The organism is Pseudobutyrivibrio ruminis, from assembly GCF_015057245.1.
Taxonomy (GTDB): domain Bacteria; phylum Bacillota; class Clostridia; order Lachnospirales; family Lachnospiraceae; genus Pseudobutyrivibrio; species Pseudobutyrivibrio ruminis_E.
This window is the reverse complement of the sequence record NZ_SVET01000015.1, coordinates 1-17,789: the sequence shown is the minus strand read 5'-3', so window position 1 is coordinate 17,789 and position 17,789 is coordinate 1. Positions and strand designations below refer to the sequence as shown.

Sequence of the window (17,789 nt, the reverse complement as noted above, 5' to 3'; positions counted from 1 at the left end):
TATGGAAAAGGGAACTATACAGGCTTACTACGGAAGCGGTCAGGGCAAATCAGCGGCAGCGCTTGGATATGCTCTGCGCTTTGCTTCGGAAGGTAGAAGTACAATCATAATCCAGTTCTTAAAATCAGAAAACGATTCAGACTATCTTGAAAAGCTTGAACCAGAAATCAAGCTTTTCAGATTTGAGCGTTCAAAGGAAGGTTTTCAAAATCTTACAGACGAGCAAAAGCAGGAAGAAAAAATCAACATTCTCAATGGCTTGAATTATGCAAAAAAGGTTCTTGGCACAGGAGAATGTGATTTACTCATTCTTGATGAAATCCTCGGCGTTGTTGACGAGGGCATCGTTTCAGAACAGGATATAATGGAAGTATTAGAAGGCAAGTCAGTTTTCACTAATGTGATATTGACAGGTCTTAACATGACGCCTGGATTGTTTGAAATAGCAGACAGTGTATTAAACATTAAGCCAGAGAAATAATCTCTGGCTACTGTTATATTCTCAATTGTAGGGTTTTTACGAGGAGAAGCTATGGTTAGAGGGTGGATAATCGGAAATAGCAGCGGACTGTTTTTTGGCATGTTTTCATGTATTGCTTTGATTGTGTTCATTTTTACAATGAGAGCTTTTGATCACAAGGTCAAATTCAGGTTTATCTATGGAGCAACAGCTCTATTAATTGCCATGTTTGGAACAATAATTTATTCAACATCAGGTTATATAATAGTTACTGTTCTTTCTTATATTCTGCCATTTTTGGCTATTGGAATCCTATTTTTGTATATGTATATGTATGCAACTAGATATAACATAGATTCTGTATCCAGGTGCTACAAACGCAGATGTTTTTATGCAGACGCAGAAAGACATTCAAAGAATAAAATGGCCATTATATCAATGGATTTAAATGACCTAAAGTATATCAATGACAATTTTGGACATAAGGCAGGAGATATAGCTCTGCTCACTTTTGCAGAGGTATGCCGTTCTGTTAAATCAAGCAAATTCATTCTTTATCGTACAGGCGGTGATGAATTTATGATGCTTGGAATAAAAGCCACAAAGGATGAGGCTGAAACGCTTATACATGATATAAGATTAAAGCTTCAGGAAACACCATACACCTGCTCCTTTGGAATAAATATGTATAATCCATCCGATGATTTTGATGATGTTGTAGTTAAAGCTGATCAGGCCATGTACGAGGACAAACGAATGTACAAGGAAATGAAAATCAAAGCTAATCCTTCAAAAGAGGAGGAATACGACGAATCACTTAGGATGTTTACTAGTAATATAAGTTTTTTAGATTGAGGTGACAAAATGACAAAAGTAGTTATGCACGGCTGCAACGGCCACATGGGAAGAGTTATTACTGATTTGTGTAAAGCTGACAGCGAAGTATCAATTGTTGCTGGTGTAGATAAATTCAAGGGAATTGAAAATGAATACCCAGTATTTGATTCTATTTCAGATGTAGATGTAGACTTTGATGTGATTATTGATTTTTCAAATGCTGCAGCTGTAGATGACCTTTTGACATATTGCGAATCAAATGGCAAGCCAGTTGTTCTTTGCACAACAGGACTTACAGATGATATGATTAATCATGTTGATTCAGCTAGCAAGAAGGTAGCAGTTCTTCGTTCAGCTAACATGTCACTTGGAATCAATACATTATTTGATCTTTGTAAAAAGGCAACTCAGGTATTTGCAGATGCAGGATATGATATCGAAATCGTAGAGAAGCATCACAATCAAAAATTAGATGCTCCAAGTGGAACAGCACTTGCACTTGCAGATGCTTGCAATGAAGCATTAGATGAAAAGTATGAGTACTGCTATGGACGAGCAGATAGAAGAGAAAAGAGACCTAAGAACGAAATTGGTATTTCTGCAGTTAGAGGTGGAAATATTGTTGGTGAGCATGAGGTTATTTTTGCAGGACTTGATGAAGTTATTACTATCAAGCATACAGCATATTCTAAGAGCGTATTTGCTAAGGGAGCTGTTGAGGCAGCAAAATTCTTAGCAGGAAAGCCAGCAGGGCTTTACGATATGAAGCAGGTTATTGCTGAGAAATAAGAGGAAAGATATAGAGGGCGAATTATGTATATTCAACTCAATTCACAGGTAATATGCTATGAGAAGACCGGCGAGGGTACGCCGGTTATTCTTATACACGGAAATAACGGAAATCTTCATGATTTTGATGCTTTAGCAGAGACTATGAGCATGTATCATACAGTTTACGCTATGGATTCAAGAGGCCATGGAGAGAGTGCAACTCCAAAGGAATATCATTATAGAGATATGGCAGAGGATGTAATCAATCTTATTACAGCTTTAGATATAGAAAAGCCATACTTAATCGGATATTCGGATGGTGGCATAATTGCTCTTTTAGTCGCTATAAAAGCAAGCAAATTACTTTCAGGTATTGTATGCTGTGGTGCAAATCTTTCACCGTCAGGAATACATCACCGAGTGCTTCGCGAAATGAAAAAGGATTATAAGAGAACAAATGACCCTAAAATTCTTATGATGCTTGAGGAACCTGATATTTCTCCATCGGATCTGCGTCGCATATCGGTGCCAGCAATGATATTTGCGGGAGAGGATGATTGCATCAAGGAGAAAGAGTCTGAAAAAATAGCTGCCAACATTCCTGAGGCAGAATTACACATCTTACCAGATGAAAATCATGACAGTTATATAGTGGGGACAAACCGCTTATTTAAGTACATTTCAGGCTTTTTGAGGTAGAAGTATTCCTTGTGTTTGTGTACTATCCATGGTAAAATTGTTATAAAATTATGAAAAAGAAGATATGCGTTATAAAATATAACGCACCGCTAGGCAAGTACAGGGGTAGTTATGGCACAGGAAAATAAGGGTAAAAAAATAGGGTTATTAGGGAAAATAAACATAGCTATAGTTGTAGCAGCGGCTATAGTTCTTGCATTATGTTATTTTACAACAACAAACTCAGTAGATAATGTTATAACAGAAGAAATTGAGCCGTATTCCGTGGCTCTATTATCTGATGGTTCAAAGGAATATTTCTTTAAGCTAGTAGATTATGATTATCATTATTCAGGTATAGCGTTCTATACAGCCCACCAGGAAGTTACGGCTTATAATATGGGCCGAGAAATTTATTCTTTCAATAAGACTGGTGGCTTCTGGACATCAAGTCCTGGTTCTACATACAATTTTGTTGAAATCAATGAAAAGATGGTTCAAATCGCAGTTATTATAAAGCCATCTTATGATATTGTTGCAGATCAAAAACTCACCTTTTACATCGGAAGTTCATATGGCATGTACGATGACATAATGACAGCATCAATGCCTAGATTTTTTGCAAGTATGCTGGTAGTTTTTCTTAGCATACTATTGTTCATATACTATGCGGTTATGCATGAAAAACAAAATCTTAGCAGAGACCTATTATACCTTGGATATTTTTCATTCTTCTGCGGTGTTTGGTCAATAAACGAGACAGACGTATCATCACTTATAATGAATAATAAGATTGTAGATTCATTAATACCATACTTTTGCTTGATGCTTGCAGTACCATCCATGATTATGTTCTTTGATTCATACTTGGAAATAAAAGCAGCTATATTCCACAAAATAATCATTGGGTACTCAGTAGTGCAGACCGTAGTGTTATCAGTGCTTCATTTCACTAAAATTGCAGAGTACAGAGAAACACTTGTATTTACACAAGTCCTTTTAATGGTTGCAGCAGTATACCTCATCACAGGAATGGTTGGGCAGATCATTCGTAGAAACTTTTCACGTAGACTTGAGATATGTGCAGCGGGATTATCTTTATTTGTGTTCGCACTATTTGTAGATGTAGCTCAATACTACAGAGCTCTTGGAGATGCTGATAAAGTAGGCAGATATGTATTCTTAATCTTCGTATTTATGCTTGCTTGGGACATGATTAAAGAAGCCAATGAGATTTTAGAAAAAGGACGTCGAGCAAAGCAGCTTGAATTATTTGCACTTACCGACAGCATGACGGGCCTTTACAACAGAAATGCATTTGAAAGACAGACTAAGGTAGAAGCAGAAAAAGGCGGTAGCCTAGAGGGACTTGTAGCAGTCGTAGCTGATGCCAACGGATTAAAACATTGCAACGATACTTATGGACATGAAGCCGGCGATGAATACATCTCAATCGTAGCCGAGTTATTCAACAGTGTTTACGGTAAATACGGCAACTGTTATAGAACTGGTGGTGATGAGTTCTGCTGTATAATTCCAGCAGGACGCCACATAAATATGGAACGCCTGAAAAAGCTTTTCATGGCAAAAGTATACACAGCCAACCTTGAAGGTGATCACGTCTTCGATATCGGCGTAGCCGTTGGAGATGCAAAATATGACGCCAAATTAGACAGAGACTTCCGTGCTCTACTAAAACGCGCCGATGCTCACATGTACGAAAATAAACGTGAGCTCAAGGCCGCCATATCCTAACCGTCTGAATTCCACCGCCGTATGTAGTGCGTGGTACAAGCAAGCCGTGGGGGTTACTCTATGGGGGTGGAATTCATCCAGTCTACCAGCTCTTGGAGGCCGTCCTCGGTAAATGGGGCGGTGTTTGAGAGCTTTTTTTCGTCGGGAGTGTTTTCGGAGCTGAATGGGCCAGGCCAGATGGTTGCTTGGAATTTGTCATCAGCACCTTCTTCACTTAATTTTTGAATTTTGTAGCATTTGTTGCCATCGCTTCCTGTGAATGAGGGAGCTTTTTTGTAATATCCTATTGAAAGGAGTCTCTTTCGTTCTATCATAAGCTATATTTTAAAGAAACTATAAGACTTTGTCACTAATAAATGGTAAAATGAGCATAAGAAAAAATGGAGATAGGGGGATGTACCATATGGGAAAAGGACGAATCTTTAGAATTGTGTGCGGTATAATGATTGCTATTATAGTAGTCATTCTTGTGGTACTTTTTGTAAGTGATGATGACACTTATTCAAGCGTAAGTATTGATGAATCCGTTCCTTATGCCGATACAACTAGTTGGATGGGCAACCTGTCTGACGACCTTTACTTATCAGAAATTACTATTCCTGGAACACATGATAGCTGTGCAAGAAATGTCATGCTGGGATATGTGATGAGATGCCAGGATACAGATGTTTCAGAACAGTTGGAGAATGGCTATAGATATTTAGATTTTCGCGTTGCCTTAGACGAAAAGACGAATAAAGTAAAGATGGTACATAATTTTGCCAGCTGTCATGAAGATGGCAATCTATTTTCGGATTATCTATATTTTGATGATGTGTGCGCTGACGTATATAGCTTTTTGCAGCAGTATCCTACAGAGACAGTCATTGTAAATATTAAGATAGAAGACGATGACCATTCGGTAAGCGATATCCAAAATTTATTAACTGAACAGATAAGTGCTAATAAAGATTATTGGTACACTGAGGATGAGATACCTTTGCTGAGTGATGCAAGAGGGCGTATTGTGCTTGCTACAAGATTCTCTGATGCAGCTGCAACAGATATGATGGGACTTAATATGCAGTGGGCAGAGCAGAATAATAATACACCTATCGATATTCCATATGAGCTTTATGTGTATAACAATTTCAGAGTGTGGATACAGGACAGATATAAATACAACGTTGAGGATAAGTATGAAGCAATCGTAGATGGACTTGAAAACTGCGAGGCAGACGAGAATACATTGTTCCTGAACTTTGTTAGCACAAGTGGAGATGGAAAGATTGGACATCCACGTGGATATGCCAATACATTAAATGAACTTTTAATGGAATACCAGTTAAAAGATGATACTAGCTATGGAATTATTATTGTAGATTTTGGAAATAAGGATTTAGCAAGACATATATATTATACAAACCAGTTTTAAATACTATAGAAAATAATATAGGAGGAAAGTACATGGAAAAGCTAGAGAATGAAGAGGTAAATCCAATACTATTGGAGTTCCTTGACACGGATTCCTTCGAGGATAAATACAAGCTTTTGGTTGCAACACCAACAATGGATTTTGACGATCTTCTTATCGACAACATGGCATCATCCATTGATGTTGTAATCGATGATGGGGACATCGAATCAAGACTACAGGACTTAAAAGTTTGTGTACGTACTAGAGCTAAATACGAGACAGAAAGATTTAGGAGATAGAAATGGCAAATACAAAAAACAAAGCAAGGCAAAAAAAGATTAAAAACAAATTAATATTTTTGCTTTTACCAGTGGTAATAGTCACTATTCTCGTTTTAGTTGGAATAGCAACTGTTCTTTCTAGAAATAGTATGACAGACATGGCCACTGCTCAATTGGATTCATCAATTTCTAATCAGGCAGATAATATCGAATCCTGGCTTGACGAAAATCTTGAAAATTTCTCAACAGTAAAACAGGTAATCGAACAGACCCAGCCAGATGAAGAGGGATTGCAGAGAATTCTTGATTCCTTCTATGGATATAATAAGTATTGCACAGAAGGTCCATACGTTGCTACAGCAGATGGGCGCTTCTATGCTTCAAGTGGTTCCGGTTTAAGAGTGACAAATCCTACAGAAGAAACATTCTTCAAGCAGGGTATCACTAGTGTAAACATGAACTATGGCACTGCTTATATAAATGATGAGGGCACATCTGTAATAAGTGCATCGGGTATCTTAAATGATGGCAGTGGTGAGCTTAAGGTAATCGCTGCTGATTTATCTCTTGATCAAATCAGTATTATTGTAAACTCAGGAGTGAAGATGGATTCTGCTGCATCATTCCTTATCGATGCATCAGACAACACCATTCTTGCACACAGAGATCCAGAACGTATATCTACTACTCTTACAACTTCGGATAGTGACAAGCTAATGGCATCAATCGCAGAAAAGCTTGAGACTAGAGATTACGACACAGTTGCATTAAACGGATACGAAGTTGCATTTAGCGAGATTCAGGGAACAGACTGGGTGCTTGTTTCATATATTGCAGATTCAGTCATCCTTAAGGATGTAATGATGCTGACAAATCTCCTTATTATAGTAGGCATCATCGCAGTAATCATTATTGTTATTATGATTAATCTGCTGGTTTCGAAAGTTATTGCCCCACTTGGACATATCACAAAGAACATTACAGATATGTCAGCTGGCGACTTCACAATTGAGGTTAAGCAGGAGAGCGATGATGAAATCGGCTTGATGGGAAGCAAGGTTAGCGAATTTGTGGAATCGATGCGTACCATGCTTTCTACAATTAATGAGGAGTCTGAAAAGCTTAAAGAGCAGTCGGATAACTCTGATAAAGTATCAAAAGATATGTTTGAGGCATCTCGTTCACAGGCAGATGCTATGCAGAACTTAAATAGTACTGTTGATCAGTTGGCAGTGGCAGTTAATGAAATCGCTGAAAACGCCACAACTCTTGCCATGGTTGTTTCTGACACCAGGGAGAATTCTAATCAGGCCAACGCTAGCATGAAGGAAACAGTTGAAATCAGCAAGAAGGGCCGAGATGATATGGAACAGCTTTCGGTTGCTATGCAGGGAATCAAAAATAGCAACGATGAGCTTGTTAATAAGATTAATGATGTTGGCAAAGCATCAGAGGAAATCACAAAGATTGTTGGCTTGATTGCAGAAATTGCAGACGAGACAAATCTTCTTTCGCTCAATGCTTCAATTGAAGCTGCAAGAGCTGGAGAGGCTGGTAAGGGATTTGCAGTAGTAGCAAGTGAAATCGGAAAGCTTGCACAGAATTCAGCAGCAAGTGCAGATAATATATCAAGACTTATAAATGATGTTCAGAAGGCTATAAATTCTGTAGTTGAACAGGCAGAGGCTAGCGCTGAAAATATCGACGCAAACAGCCAACTTATCGATACAGCTGTTGATACATTTGATCAGATTTACCAGAATATTGAAAAGTCAAATGAATTGCTTGATTTAATGATTCAGGATGTCCAAAAGGTTGATGATGTTGCAGGCAACGTTGCAGCTATTTCAGAGGAGCAGGCAGCTAGTGCTGATGAAATCCTTGAAACAAGCCATCACATGGTTGAGCAGGCAAATAGTATCACTGCTAGCAGCCAGGATGTGGCAGACAATTCCCATGAGCTTGCAAGTACATCAGATACACTTTCAGCTTATGTTCAGCAATTCAAGATATAGAGGGGGCTACGCCATGAGATTAAATATTAAAAAACTATTATGTATGACGATGATAGGTGTGCTGGCTATAGCTTCTATGGTGGGATGCGGAAGCGGTAGTTCGGCTTCAGGAAAAGTTTCAGCAAAGGGGACAAATATTTATTTTTCAATCCCTGATGTAGATGACACTTTCAGAGCTGCGCTTAGCGATGCTATAAATGAGGCGGCAGCTGAATCAGGAGCAACAGTAACAACTGAGTATTGTGGCAACAGTACAGATGACCAGCTTCACATGATTGAAGCAGCAGCGGCATCTGGAAAGTACAACGCTATCATTTGCCGAATTGTAGATATTTCTACTGCTCTGCAGATGGAAATTGCAGCAGGAGATTTACCTATTGTATTTGTAAATAATGAGCCTAGTTCAGAGTATTTAAAGGCAGATAAATATATTTATGCAGGATCTTTTGAACAGGATGCTGGAGCATTCCAGGCTGAATACGTATGGAATAAGCTAGGCAATCCATCATCCATGAATATTGTGATTCTTGAGGGCGAGAAGGGCCACGCAGGAGCTATTGGTAGAACAAATGCTATCAAGTATTTTTACCGTGATAATGGAGTAGATGCAAACATAGTATTTATGGACTATGCAAACTGGTCAGATACAGAAGCATATGAAAAACTGGATGTGTTTAAGCTTACAAATCAGAGCTTTGATGCAATCTTCTGTAACAATGACACAATGGCGCTTGGCGCAGTTAAGTGGCTTAAGGATAATGGATATGATCCTTCAAAGTACCTTGTAGCAGGAGTAGACGCAACTGCAGATGGATGCGCTTCAATCAAGGCGGGCGATATGTATATGACAGTATTACAGGATGCTCAGGGCCAGGGAGTTGCAGCGGTAAATGCATGTGCAGTATTGTCCAAAGGCCAGTCAATTTCATCAATTGAAGGGGCTACAGATGATTTGAAATACGTGCTGGTTCCATTTGTTCCAGTTGACGCTTCAAATGTTTCAGAAGTTCAATAATAGACTGAATAAAGTCGTTGTGTAATATTACTCAACGACTTTTTTTATTTTGTCTTAATTTATTGAAATAAGTTCAAAGATGATATAAAATTAACTAGCTATAAAATTAGAAAAAAAGCGTTTAGGAGGATGATTATGAAAAAAGTAACGCTATTAGCTGCCACAGTTGTTATGGCAGGCTCACTATTCACAGCATGTGGTAAAGGCTCTACCCCACAGTACGAGGCAACAGTTGACGAGGTTTTTACATGTGGCACTTACGACGGAACAGCATTGGTTGTAAATCTTGATGCTACAAACAACACAGATTCATACTTAGACAACTATACAGTTGCATATAATCTTGTAGCTACTCTTGATGGCACAACACTTAGCACATCTTATTTAGGATCTGACAACCCATATGCTATCGCCGATGGAAAGATTAAGAGTGGAGAATCAGGAATGGTTCAGGCTACTTTTGATATCTCTGGTATTGAATATGATGAGGATTCTGAACTTCAGCTTGAATTAACATCATACACAATCAAGGATTACAAAACTGTAGGCGTTCTTGATGAGACTATTTCAATGGCTGATGTTGAGGCTAAGGTTTCTGAAAGCGAATTCGATGTTTCTATCGACAATGTAACAGTTACAGATGATGGCGATGGAAATAACATTGTAGTTATCGATTACACATTTACAAACAACTCTGACGAAGCTATAAGCTTTAGCTCAGCAGTTGAGGAAGAATTATTCCAGGATGGTGTTGAACTTCAGTCTGGCTACCTTCCATACAACCATCCAATGTATGACGAAGATTCTTATTCAGCAAGCTCAACAGATATTAAGTCTGGTGCTAGCATTAAGGTTCGCAGAGTTTATGAGCTTACTAGCGATTCAAATGTTGAAATCAAGCTTACAGATTGGCAGAGCTTTGATCAGGCTGTAATCTTGGAAAAGGAAATCCAGGTTAAATAAGGGAGGCCGATATGAAAAAGAGATTATTAGCAGCTCTTCTTGTTTCTTTTGCACTTGTATTTGGCGTAACAGGATGTGGCAAATCTTCTGCTATCAAGGATAAGGTTGAACAGTCAGCAGATTCTGAAGACGAAGAGGATGATGAGGACGATGACAAGGATTCAAAGAAGAAGTCAGAGGATGACGAGGATGATGACGATGTTATCGTAGCAGGCACAATCGACACATCAAGTAAGTTCGCATTCAATGTAGATACAGCATTACTTGGAACAGATGAGTATTATGATGATGTAGTTATTGTTTACCTTGTAGGTGAGTTTACAAACAACTCTGATGAGGTAATGGATTTTGCGAGTGTAGTTAATGTTGAAGTAAAGCAGGATGGTATTTCTCTTGATAGAGCATACATTTCTGGTACATCAAAGCTTAACTATGCAGAAATTAAACCAGGTGAGTCTATTCCAATTATCTTAGGATATGAGTTGAATAGTGCAGATTACGATGTTGATATTGTATGTACAGATTACACTCACTACGCAGATGAGGTTCTTTTCGAAGGCTCATATTCAATCGACGATTTGATTGATAACACAAATGAATATATTGATGAGTACGATGATTACATCAGCGATGAAGGTATTGATGAATTCGAAGATTCTCTTTAATCATTAGCTTTTAATTAGGCTGTCACACAATGAAAGTGTGGCAGCTTTTTTGTTTGTGCATTCAGACAGATTTTTCGGTAAATTAAATAAAATTGGGGTAAAGCGGTTTAACGTTAAATATATTTTGGTATACTTATTGCGTGTTGTTTATGTCATATCTATAGTGAGCAGGAGGATATTATTATGGCTATTGATCTTAAACAATACGAGGCACTTCCACATGGCGATATGCCAGGTGACAAGGTAGAAATAGGTGAGGAGCATGTTAGAAAGGCAACTCTTATTATGGAGAAGCTTGAGGGCATGCTAGATGAGGTTATCGCAAAGGATGGCAGAGCTGTCATAGCAGTTTGCGGTGGCTCAGGAGTAGGAAAGTCTGAGACAGCGTCTCTCATTTCTTATTTCTTAAATGAGAAGGGCATTGGTGCTTATACAATGTCAGGAGACAACTATCCTAGAAGAATTCCTATGTACAACGATGCTGAGAGACTTCGCATCTTTAGAACTAGCGGTGTAAGAGGCCTTGTAAAGGCTAATGAAGCAACACCTGAACACTTCGACAAGCTTAGAGCTTGGCAACAGGAGGAGACAGATGCTTCAGCTGACCATGTTTCAACTGATCCATGGATGAAGGCTTATCTTGATGCTGGTAGAGAAGGACTCACAGGCTATCTTGGAACTACAAACGAAATTGATTTCGATGAAGTAACTGGTATTGTTAAGGCTTTCAAATCCGGCCAGGATAAGATCTACCTTAAGAGAATGGGTAGAACCGATTCTGAACTTTGGTATGATGAAGTTGATTTTACAAACAAAAAAGTTCTAGTTATTGAATGGACACATGGTAATAGTGATAACTATGAAGGCGTGGATATTCCAATCCTTCTCAACAGCACACCAGAAGAGACACTGGCTCACCGCAGAGCTAGAAATCGTGATGGCAAGACTGATAGTGCATTCACTATGCTTGTGTTGGAACTCGAGCAGAACCTTTTAAAGTCACAGGCTCACAAGGCAAAAATTATTCTTTCTAAATCAGGTGAGTTACTTTCGTATAGCGAATACCAAGCGCTAATGGGTAACTAATAATGTAGTAATGTAATATTTAAAATTTAGATGGGTCTGTAGATAACAAGCTATTATAATTCTCAAGTGAAGCTTTTTATGCGGAACGGAGAATTCATAATGCTTGTTATCGTAACAGACAGACTAGGAGGATTAATTGTGAGTAATGGACCAATGTTAAATGCTTACCCAGATTCTATGGGAGGCACATTAGATGATATTGTAAAGGTTCTTAGTAAGGATGAATTGAAGGACGTATTCGAGTCATTCTACATCCTTCCAAGTATTTTTAATACAGACTTAGACAGAGGTTTCTCAGTAATTGATTATGGAATCAATGAGGAGCTTGGTAGTAAGGAAGCCATTGAGGCTATCAAGGATATGGGCATCGACCTTAAGCTTGATTTCATCCTTAACCACGCATCTGTATTATCAAAGGAGTTCCAGGATATCATCAAAAATGGTGAGAATTCTAAGTACAAGGATTTCTTCATTGACTGGAACAAATTCTGGGAAGGTTGCGGTACTCTCACAAAAGAGGGTTACATTCAGCCAGATGAAAAATATATCAAGGATATGTTTTTCCGCAAGCCAGGTTTACCAATTCTTATGGTAAGATTCCCAGATGGCAGAAACGTACCATATTGGAACACATTCTATCAGGAGGTTCGCTACAAGAATCTTGAAGCTGAAGACCTTATGGAAAAGATGGATATCCAGTATGTGGCTGCTACACGTTTGGCACAGTGTGTTAATTCCCAAATCAGCCAGGGAACAAGCGTAGCAGAATTGAAGCTTGGAAAATACGAACAGTATCGTGATGAGGTTGTTGATTTACTTGAGAGCAGCCGTAGATACTTAGGACAGATGGACTTGAATATCAAGTCTCCACTTGTTTGGGAATTCTATGAAAACACTCTTAAGACACTTTCATCATACGGTGCTAAAATCGTCAGACTTGATGCATTCGCATATGCTCCTAAGGAGCCAGGCGAGAAGAATTTCTTGAATGATCCTGGTACTTGGGATTTACTACAGAAGGTTAGAGAGCTTGCAGACAAAAACGGAGTAACATTACTTCCAGAAATTCACGCAAGCTACGGCGAGAAGATTTATGAGTTAGTAGCAGGCAAAGGCTACATGACATACGATTTCTTCTTACCAGGACTTCTTATATACGCAATCGAGAATCACAATCCAGAAGTTCTTATCAACTGGGCAAAAGAGCTTGTTGAAAAGGATATCAGAGTTGTAAACATGCTTGGTTGCCACGATGGTATACCACTTCTTGATTTGAAGGGACTCCTTCCAGAAGATGAAATCCAGAAGATGATAGATGTACTTGTTTCTAGAGGAGGATTTGTAAAGGATCTTCACGGAGCAAAGAATATGTACTATCAGGTAAATGCCACATACTACAGTGCATTAGGTGAAGACGATAAGAAAATGCTCTTTGCCAGAGCAATTCAGATGTTTATGCCAGGTAAGCCACAGGTATGGTACTTAGATTTGTTCGCAGGTAAAAATGATCACGAAGCTGTTGCTCGTGCAGGCGCAGGTGGTCACAAAGAAATCAACAGAACAAATCTTACAATGGAGCAAATTGAGGAAGGACTTAAAAAGGACGTTGTTAAAAAGCAGATAGAGCTTTTGCAGCTTCGTAAGTCACATCCTGCATTTGGTTTTGATAGTAAACTTTCAATCAATACCAATGGTTCAGTTGTTTCCTTTACATGGACAAAGGATAATGACACCATTACTCTAGAGGCAGATTTCGAAAGCCTAGAGTACCAAATTAAATAAAAGGAAGCCAACTTGTTACGTTGACAAGTTGGCTTTTATTTTAGCGGATTTCCGAAGATCATATTGGAGTTGTGGTAGCGGCGGTCATTGGTGACATCCTCACCAAACCATTCTGGTGGGGTGAAGCTTTCGGCTGCCTCTATTGTAGGAAATTCTACTTCTGCCATGATTAAGCCTTCCATATGTCCGGCGAAGACATCAAGCTCAATAGTGTATGGCTCTAGTGGGATGAGATAGCGGCGCTTAGTGATTGCAAACCCGTCAATTTTTTCTAAAAGGTGTTCATAGGCTTCTTTTGTAAGAGCTGCTTCGATTTCTTCATGGGCAAGCATACCGCTCCCTTTGTAGGTAAGAATATAATCGTTATCTTTGCGACGGATTCGAACTACAGGGTGAGTGGATAAATAGCCTTGCTGAATATCTACATAATTGTATTCTGATAAATCTGGTAAATTCTTAATCAAAAATTTTTTCTCGATTTCCATTTGACTGACTCCTCAAATAAACTAATATAAATATAAGGATATTTTACCGTTTGCAGCAAAATTATTCATTAAAATTTCAAAAAAATCAATTATGATGTATTTGTCGAATATTACAAAGCTGTTACTTGTTAAGCATGTGGGGGCATTAAATGAGAAGGTGGCTACGTAGTTTTGCGATAATTTGTTTATTCTTAATCATATTTTTTAATAGTCGTTCTATAACAGAAGCAGAAAACGCTAGTGATGAAAATTATAGGGTACTTTGTCTTCTGTCTTATAACTATGCCTATGATATAGTTCCTGATGAAACAGATGGCATCGAAGCAGGATTGCTTTCTGAGGAATATGATTTAAATATATCATTGACATATGAATCTATGGATACAAAAAATTTCTTTACTTCCAGTGATATTCAGGAATTTTATGATTATTTAGCATACAAAATGGGCAAAACTGAAAAGTATGATCTTTTAATCGTGGCTGATGATACAGCGCTTAGATTTGCTCTCAATTATAGAGACACCTTGTTTAAGGACATGCCGATTGTATTTATGGGAATAAATAGTATTTCAGAGGCTGAATCTGCAGCAGTACTGGAAAATGTTACAGGCGTTGCTGAAATACCAGATTTCGAGTCAAACTACGAGCTGATGAAAAAGCTATTTCCTGAGAGAGATACAATTGTTGCTATTGTAGATGGCACTAATACTGGCCAAGGTGAGTACGTTCAGTTTATGAACTTTATTTCCAAGTATCCGGACCAGAAGTATAAGATATTAAATACTTCCAGATATTCTAAAAATGGTGTGAGAGAATATCTTGGAAATCTTGATGAAAATGATATTATCCTGTATTTGGATTTTGTTGAAGATGGAGATGGTAATATTTATTCACTGGAGGCGGCAACAAAGCTTATATCTCAGTCAGTTAATAATGTACCGATTTTCAGAACATCATCTGCAGATATAGAAAATGGAGTTTTGGGAGGTGTTTCTTATTCCTTTTATGAAGCTGGAAAAGAAGCTGGAGACATGGCGGCAAGAATACTTATGGGCACTCCACCTAAGGATATAAGCATGGTTTCAGATACAGTTACCATAACATATTTTGAGCAATCTGCCTTAGATAAGTATGGTATTAAAATAAAAAATCTTCCTGAAGGAACATACGTAATTAATGAACATGAAACCTTTGGCAAATGGTATAGGAAAAATGTGCTTATTACTAATCTTGTGGGATTGGTTTGTATATTATTAATAACTATAATTGTAATACTTTCTATTACAAATAGAAGGCGCGAGAAGACCATAAATACAGACCCGCTAACAGGAATTGCCAACAGATTATATATAGGCAAACTTGTAAGGCCATTGGCAGCACATAAGGAAAGGCACGCGCTGATTATTGTAGATGTAGATTATTTTAAGCAGATAAATGATACAAAAGGTCATCAGGTTGGAGATGAGGTGCTTATAGATATTGCGAGATTACTTCAGAAGGTATCAAAAGAATATGGTGCTACAGCTGCCAGAATAGGTGGCGATGAGTTTGTAATACTTGTCAAAGAGCCTTATACAGATAAGTGCGAAGAGATTGCTGGAAAAGTTAGGGAGGCCTTAAAAAATGGTATAAGGGTAAAGAAAGATATTATTACCCCTACATTATCAATGGGGGGAGCTATATATCCTATAGACACAGAAAATCCAGGTAGACTTATGACAATGGCGGATCAAGCATTATATCGCGTAAAAAAGGATGGACGCAATGGTTTTAGAATGTATAGTCCAGATCTTTTTAATAATTAGTGATTGAATCAATATTATCTTTTGTAACAACCTGCGGGGTTAAAAGATATGAATTAACTGAGTATTCATTTGTTCCATAGGATGTAGTGTCAAATGTAACTTGGAAATCGAATTGGCTTCCTTCACATAAATTGTTATTAGGAGAATAACCATTAGTGAAAGCTTCTACAATATAGCAAGTAACCAAAACTTCATTCTGCAGATTTTTATAGATTGACATACTTTGAAGACCATTTGTGATATTTTCAATATTAGCAGTATCACAGTCTTGGCCGGTTATTATTACAGAATTATCCTTGTTATATGAAGTTTCGATTGCACTTGTTACGCCAAGAGCTAAAGAGTCATTTGAAACAAGAACGGCATCTAGTTGTGTATTCTTAGAATAGTAGCTTGATATAAGAATATCCATTCTTGTTTTAGCGAGTGAAGTAGACCAAGATGAAATAGAACAGCTATAATAGTCTGATTGGCCAGATGGGATAGTAAGAGCACCGCTTTCAATATATGGAGTTAGTGCATCCATTGCTCCATTGTAAAAATAAAGAGCATTATTGTCGGCTGGATCGCCAGCAAAAATCTCTAAATTATAGGAACCAGTAGCGTTGTCTAAATCTAAAGCATCGATAATATATTCTGCTTGGAGGGCGCCAACCATATAATTATCATAGCTTACATAAGCTAAAAGATATGGTGCGTCGAAAATCAATCTGTCATAGGCAATAACGGGAATATTGTTTTCATTAGCTCTTTCCATGCATGTGCCTAGAGAGTCGGAATCAACAGGAGCAATTATTAATAAATCCACACCGTCGTCAATCATTTGGTTGATATCATTAATTTGAGTGTCAATTAAATTGTCGCCATATGATATTTCCACTTCATAGCCAGCTTTTTCAAAGTTTTGCTTCAGAAGATTGCCGTCATTAACCCAACGTTCGAGTTCTATAGCAGGCATGCAAATGCCAATTTTTTTGATATTTTCTCCGGAATATGTGACTGAATAATCTTGTGAATGAGTTTCAGCAGTGACTGTGTTTTTTGTGGACGAATTGGCAGAATTTAAGCCGCAGCCACAAAGACAAAATGCTAAAGAATATATAAGAATTTTACTAAGAAATTTGTTTAATTTCATAAGATACTCCTATCTCAAAAACAATCCCAAAAATCTTATATATTATATGTTATCAGTATCTTAAAGAATAGTAAACCCAATTACATATTGAAAAAACAGTGAAATTGGAGTAAAATTACCATTACGAGTGCTAATATATCCGGGCGATGTGGTAGGGCTCGGTATAGGTATAGCTTTTAAGGAGGAATTTATAATGATTACAGCCGGTGATTTTAGAAACGGTATGACTATCGAAATGGATAATCAGGTTTATCAGGTAATTGAATTTCAGCATGTAAAGCCAGGTAAGGGTGCAGCTTTCGTTCGTACTAAGCTTAAGAACATAAAGAACGGTGGTGTTACAGAAACATCTTTCCGTCCAACAGAGAAGTTCCCAGCAGCACGTATCGATCGTAAGGATATGCAGTATCTCTACAACGATGGTGATCTTTACAACTTCATGGATGTTGAGACATACGATCAGGTAGCTCTTACATCAGATCAGATTGGTGACGCTCTTAAGTTCGTTAAGGAAAATGAAATCGTAAAGATGCTTTCACACAACGGTTCAATCTTCTCAGTTGAGCCACCTATGTTTGTTGAGCTTCAGATTACAGATACAGAGCCAGGTTTCAAGGGCGATACAGCTACAGGTGCTACAAAGCCTGCTACAGTTGAGAC

The 17,789-nt window shown here is 38.0% G+C and carries 18 protein-coding genes; 15 read left to right on the top strand and 3 right to left on the bottom strand.

Annotated features, from left to right (window positions below; genetic code table 11):
- Window position 1 precedes the first annotated feature (1 nt).
- The 5 genes from E7274_RS11380 (at window position 2) to E7274_RS11360 (ending at window position 4,501) form a co-directional block, all read left to right on the top strand.
- A complete protein-coding gene (locus E7274_RS11380; protein WP_044935514.1) occupies window positions 2–481 on the top strand; it encodes a cob(I)yrinic acid a,c-diamide adenosyltransferase in 480 nt (159 codons plus the stop codon).
- A 51-nt stretch (window positions 482–532) separates the two neighbouring features.
- Window positions 533–1,315, top strand: coding sequence for a GGDEF domain-containing protein (locus E7274_RS11375; protein WP_304176040.1), 783 nt, complete (start codon window positions 533–535; stop codon window positions 1,313–1,315).
- A gap of 9 nt (window positions 1,316–1,324) precedes the next feature.
- Window positions 1,325–2,086, top strand: a complete 762-nt coding sequence (gene dapB / locus E7274_RS11370; RefSeq protein WP_090394942.1) for a 4-hydroxy-tetrahydrodipicolinate reductase — start codon at window positions 1,325–1,327, stop codon at window positions 2,084–2,086.
- Between the two features lie 24 nt (window positions 2,087–2,110).
- A complete protein-coding gene (locus E7274_RS11365) occupies window positions 2,111–2,767 on the top strand; it encodes an alpha/beta fold hydrolase (RefSeq protein ID WP_304176037.1) in 657 nt (218 codons plus the stop codon).
- Window positions 2,768–2,878: 111 nt separating this feature from the next.
- Window positions 2,879–4,501: a GGDEF domain-containing protein gene (locus tag E7274_RS11360; RefSeq protein ID WP_304176036.1), complete on the top strand. Its 1,623-nt coding sequence runs from the start codon at window positions 2,879–2,881 to the stop codon at window positions 4,499–4,501.
- A gap of 53 nt (window positions 4,502–4,554) precedes the next feature.
- On the opposite strand, the gene E7274_RS11355 is transcribed toward E7274_RS11360, so the two are convergent.
- On the bottom strand, window positions 4,555–4,815 hold the full coding sequence (locus E7274_RS11355; protein WP_304176034.1) for a GNAT family acetyltransferase: 261 nt from the start codon (window positions 4,813–4,815) through the stop codon (window positions 4,555–4,557).
- Between the two features lie 89 nt (window positions 4,816–4,904).
- Here E7274_RS11355 and E7274_RS11350 point away from each other — a divergent pair, with 89 nt between their 5' ends.
- The 8 genes from E7274_RS11350 to E7274_RS11315 all read left to right on the top strand — a co-directional run bounded on the left by E7274_RS11350 (window position 4,905) and on the right by E7274_RS11315 (window position 13,704).
- Window positions 4,905–5,915, top strand: a complete 1,011-nt coding sequence (locus E7274_RS11350; protein ID WP_304176032.1) for a phosphatidylinositol-specific phospholipase C — start codon at window positions 4,905–4,907, stop codon at window positions 5,913–5,915.
- A 32-nt stretch (window positions 5,916–5,947) separates the two neighbouring features.
- Window positions 5,948–6,196 carry a hypothetical protein gene (locus E7274_RS11345; RefSeq protein WP_304176030.1) on the top strand — a complete coding sequence of 83 codons (249 nt, stop codon included), beginning with the start codon at window positions 5,948–5,950 and terminating at the stop codon, window positions 6,194–6,196.
- A 2-nt stretch (window positions 6,197–6,198) separates the two neighbouring features.
- Window positions 6,199–8,193, top strand: a complete 1,995-nt coding sequence (locus tag E7274_RS11340) for a methyl-accepting chemotaxis protein (RefSeq protein ID WP_304176028.1) — start codon at window positions 6,199–6,201, stop codon at window positions 8,191–8,193.
- Window positions 8,194–8,206: 13 nt separating this feature from the next.
- Window positions 8,207–9,208 (top strand): substrate-binding domain-containing protein, encoded by a 1,002-nt coding sequence (locus tag E7274_RS11335; RefSeq protein ID WP_304176026.1) that lies wholly within the window; start codon window positions 8,207–8,209, stop codon window positions 9,206–9,208.
- A 135-nt stretch (window positions 9,209–9,343) separates the two neighbouring features.
- Window positions 9,344–10,171, top strand: coding sequence for a DUF5067 domain-containing protein (locus tag E7274_RS11330; RefSeq protein WP_304176024.1), 828 nt, complete (start codon window positions 9,344–9,346; stop codon window positions 10,169–10,171).
- 11 nt (window positions 10,172–10,182) lie between these two features.
- Window positions 10,183–10,836, top strand: a complete 654-nt coding sequence (locus E7274_RS11325) for a DUF5067 domain-containing protein (protein WP_304176022.1) — start codon at window positions 10,183–10,185, stop codon at window positions 10,834–10,836.
- 183 nt (window positions 10,837–11,019) lie between these two features.
- The gene (locus E7274_RS11320; RefSeq protein WP_304176020.1) at window positions 11,020–11,922 is read left to right on the top strand and encodes an adenylylsulfate kinase; all 903 of its coding nucleotides are present in this window, start codon (window positions 11,020–11,022) and stop codon (window positions 11,920–11,922) included.
- Window positions 11,923–12,021: 99 nt separating this feature from the next.
- Window positions 12,022–13,704 (top strand): alpha-amylase family glycosyl hydrolase, encoded by a 1,683-nt coding sequence (locus tag E7274_RS11315; protein ID WP_334298922.1) that lies wholly within the window; start codon window positions 12,022–12,024, stop codon window positions 13,702–13,704.
- 35 nt (window positions 13,705–13,739) lie between these two features.
- Here E7274_RS11315 and E7274_RS11310 read toward each other — a convergent pair whose 3' ends face one another.
- Entirely contained in the window at window positions 13,740–14,189 is a 450-nt protein-coding gene (locus E7274_RS11310; protein ID WP_304176018.1) for a CYTH domain-containing protein, read from the bottom strand.
- Window positions 14,190–14,338: 149 nt separating this feature from the next.
- Between E7274_RS11310 and E7274_RS11305 the strand changes: the two genes are divergently transcribed.
- Window positions 14,339–15,994: an ABC transporter substrate binding protein gene (locus E7274_RS11305; RefSeq protein WP_304176016.1), complete on the top strand. Its 1,656-nt coding sequence runs from the start codon at window positions 14,339–14,341 to the stop codon at window positions 15,992–15,994.
- Here the strand turns inward: E7274_RS11305 and E7274_RS11300 are convergent.
- Window positions 15,984–17,129 carry a substrate-binding domain-containing protein gene (locus E7274_RS11300; protein ID WP_304176014.1) on the bottom strand — a complete coding sequence of 382 codons (1,146 nt, stop codon included), beginning with the start codon at window positions 17,127–17,129 and terminating at the stop codon, window positions 15,984–15,986. The two genes, E7274_RS11305 and E7274_RS11300, sit on opposite strands and share 11 nt — an antisense overlap.
- 193 nt (window positions 17,130–17,322) lie before the next feature.
- On the opposite strand from E7274_RS11300, the gene efp reads away from it, so the two are divergent.
- Window positions 17,323–17,789, top strand: a 467-nt coding sequence (gene efp, locus E7274_RS11295) for an elongation factor P (protein WP_304176012.1), incomplete at its 3' end; no start/stop codon positions are given.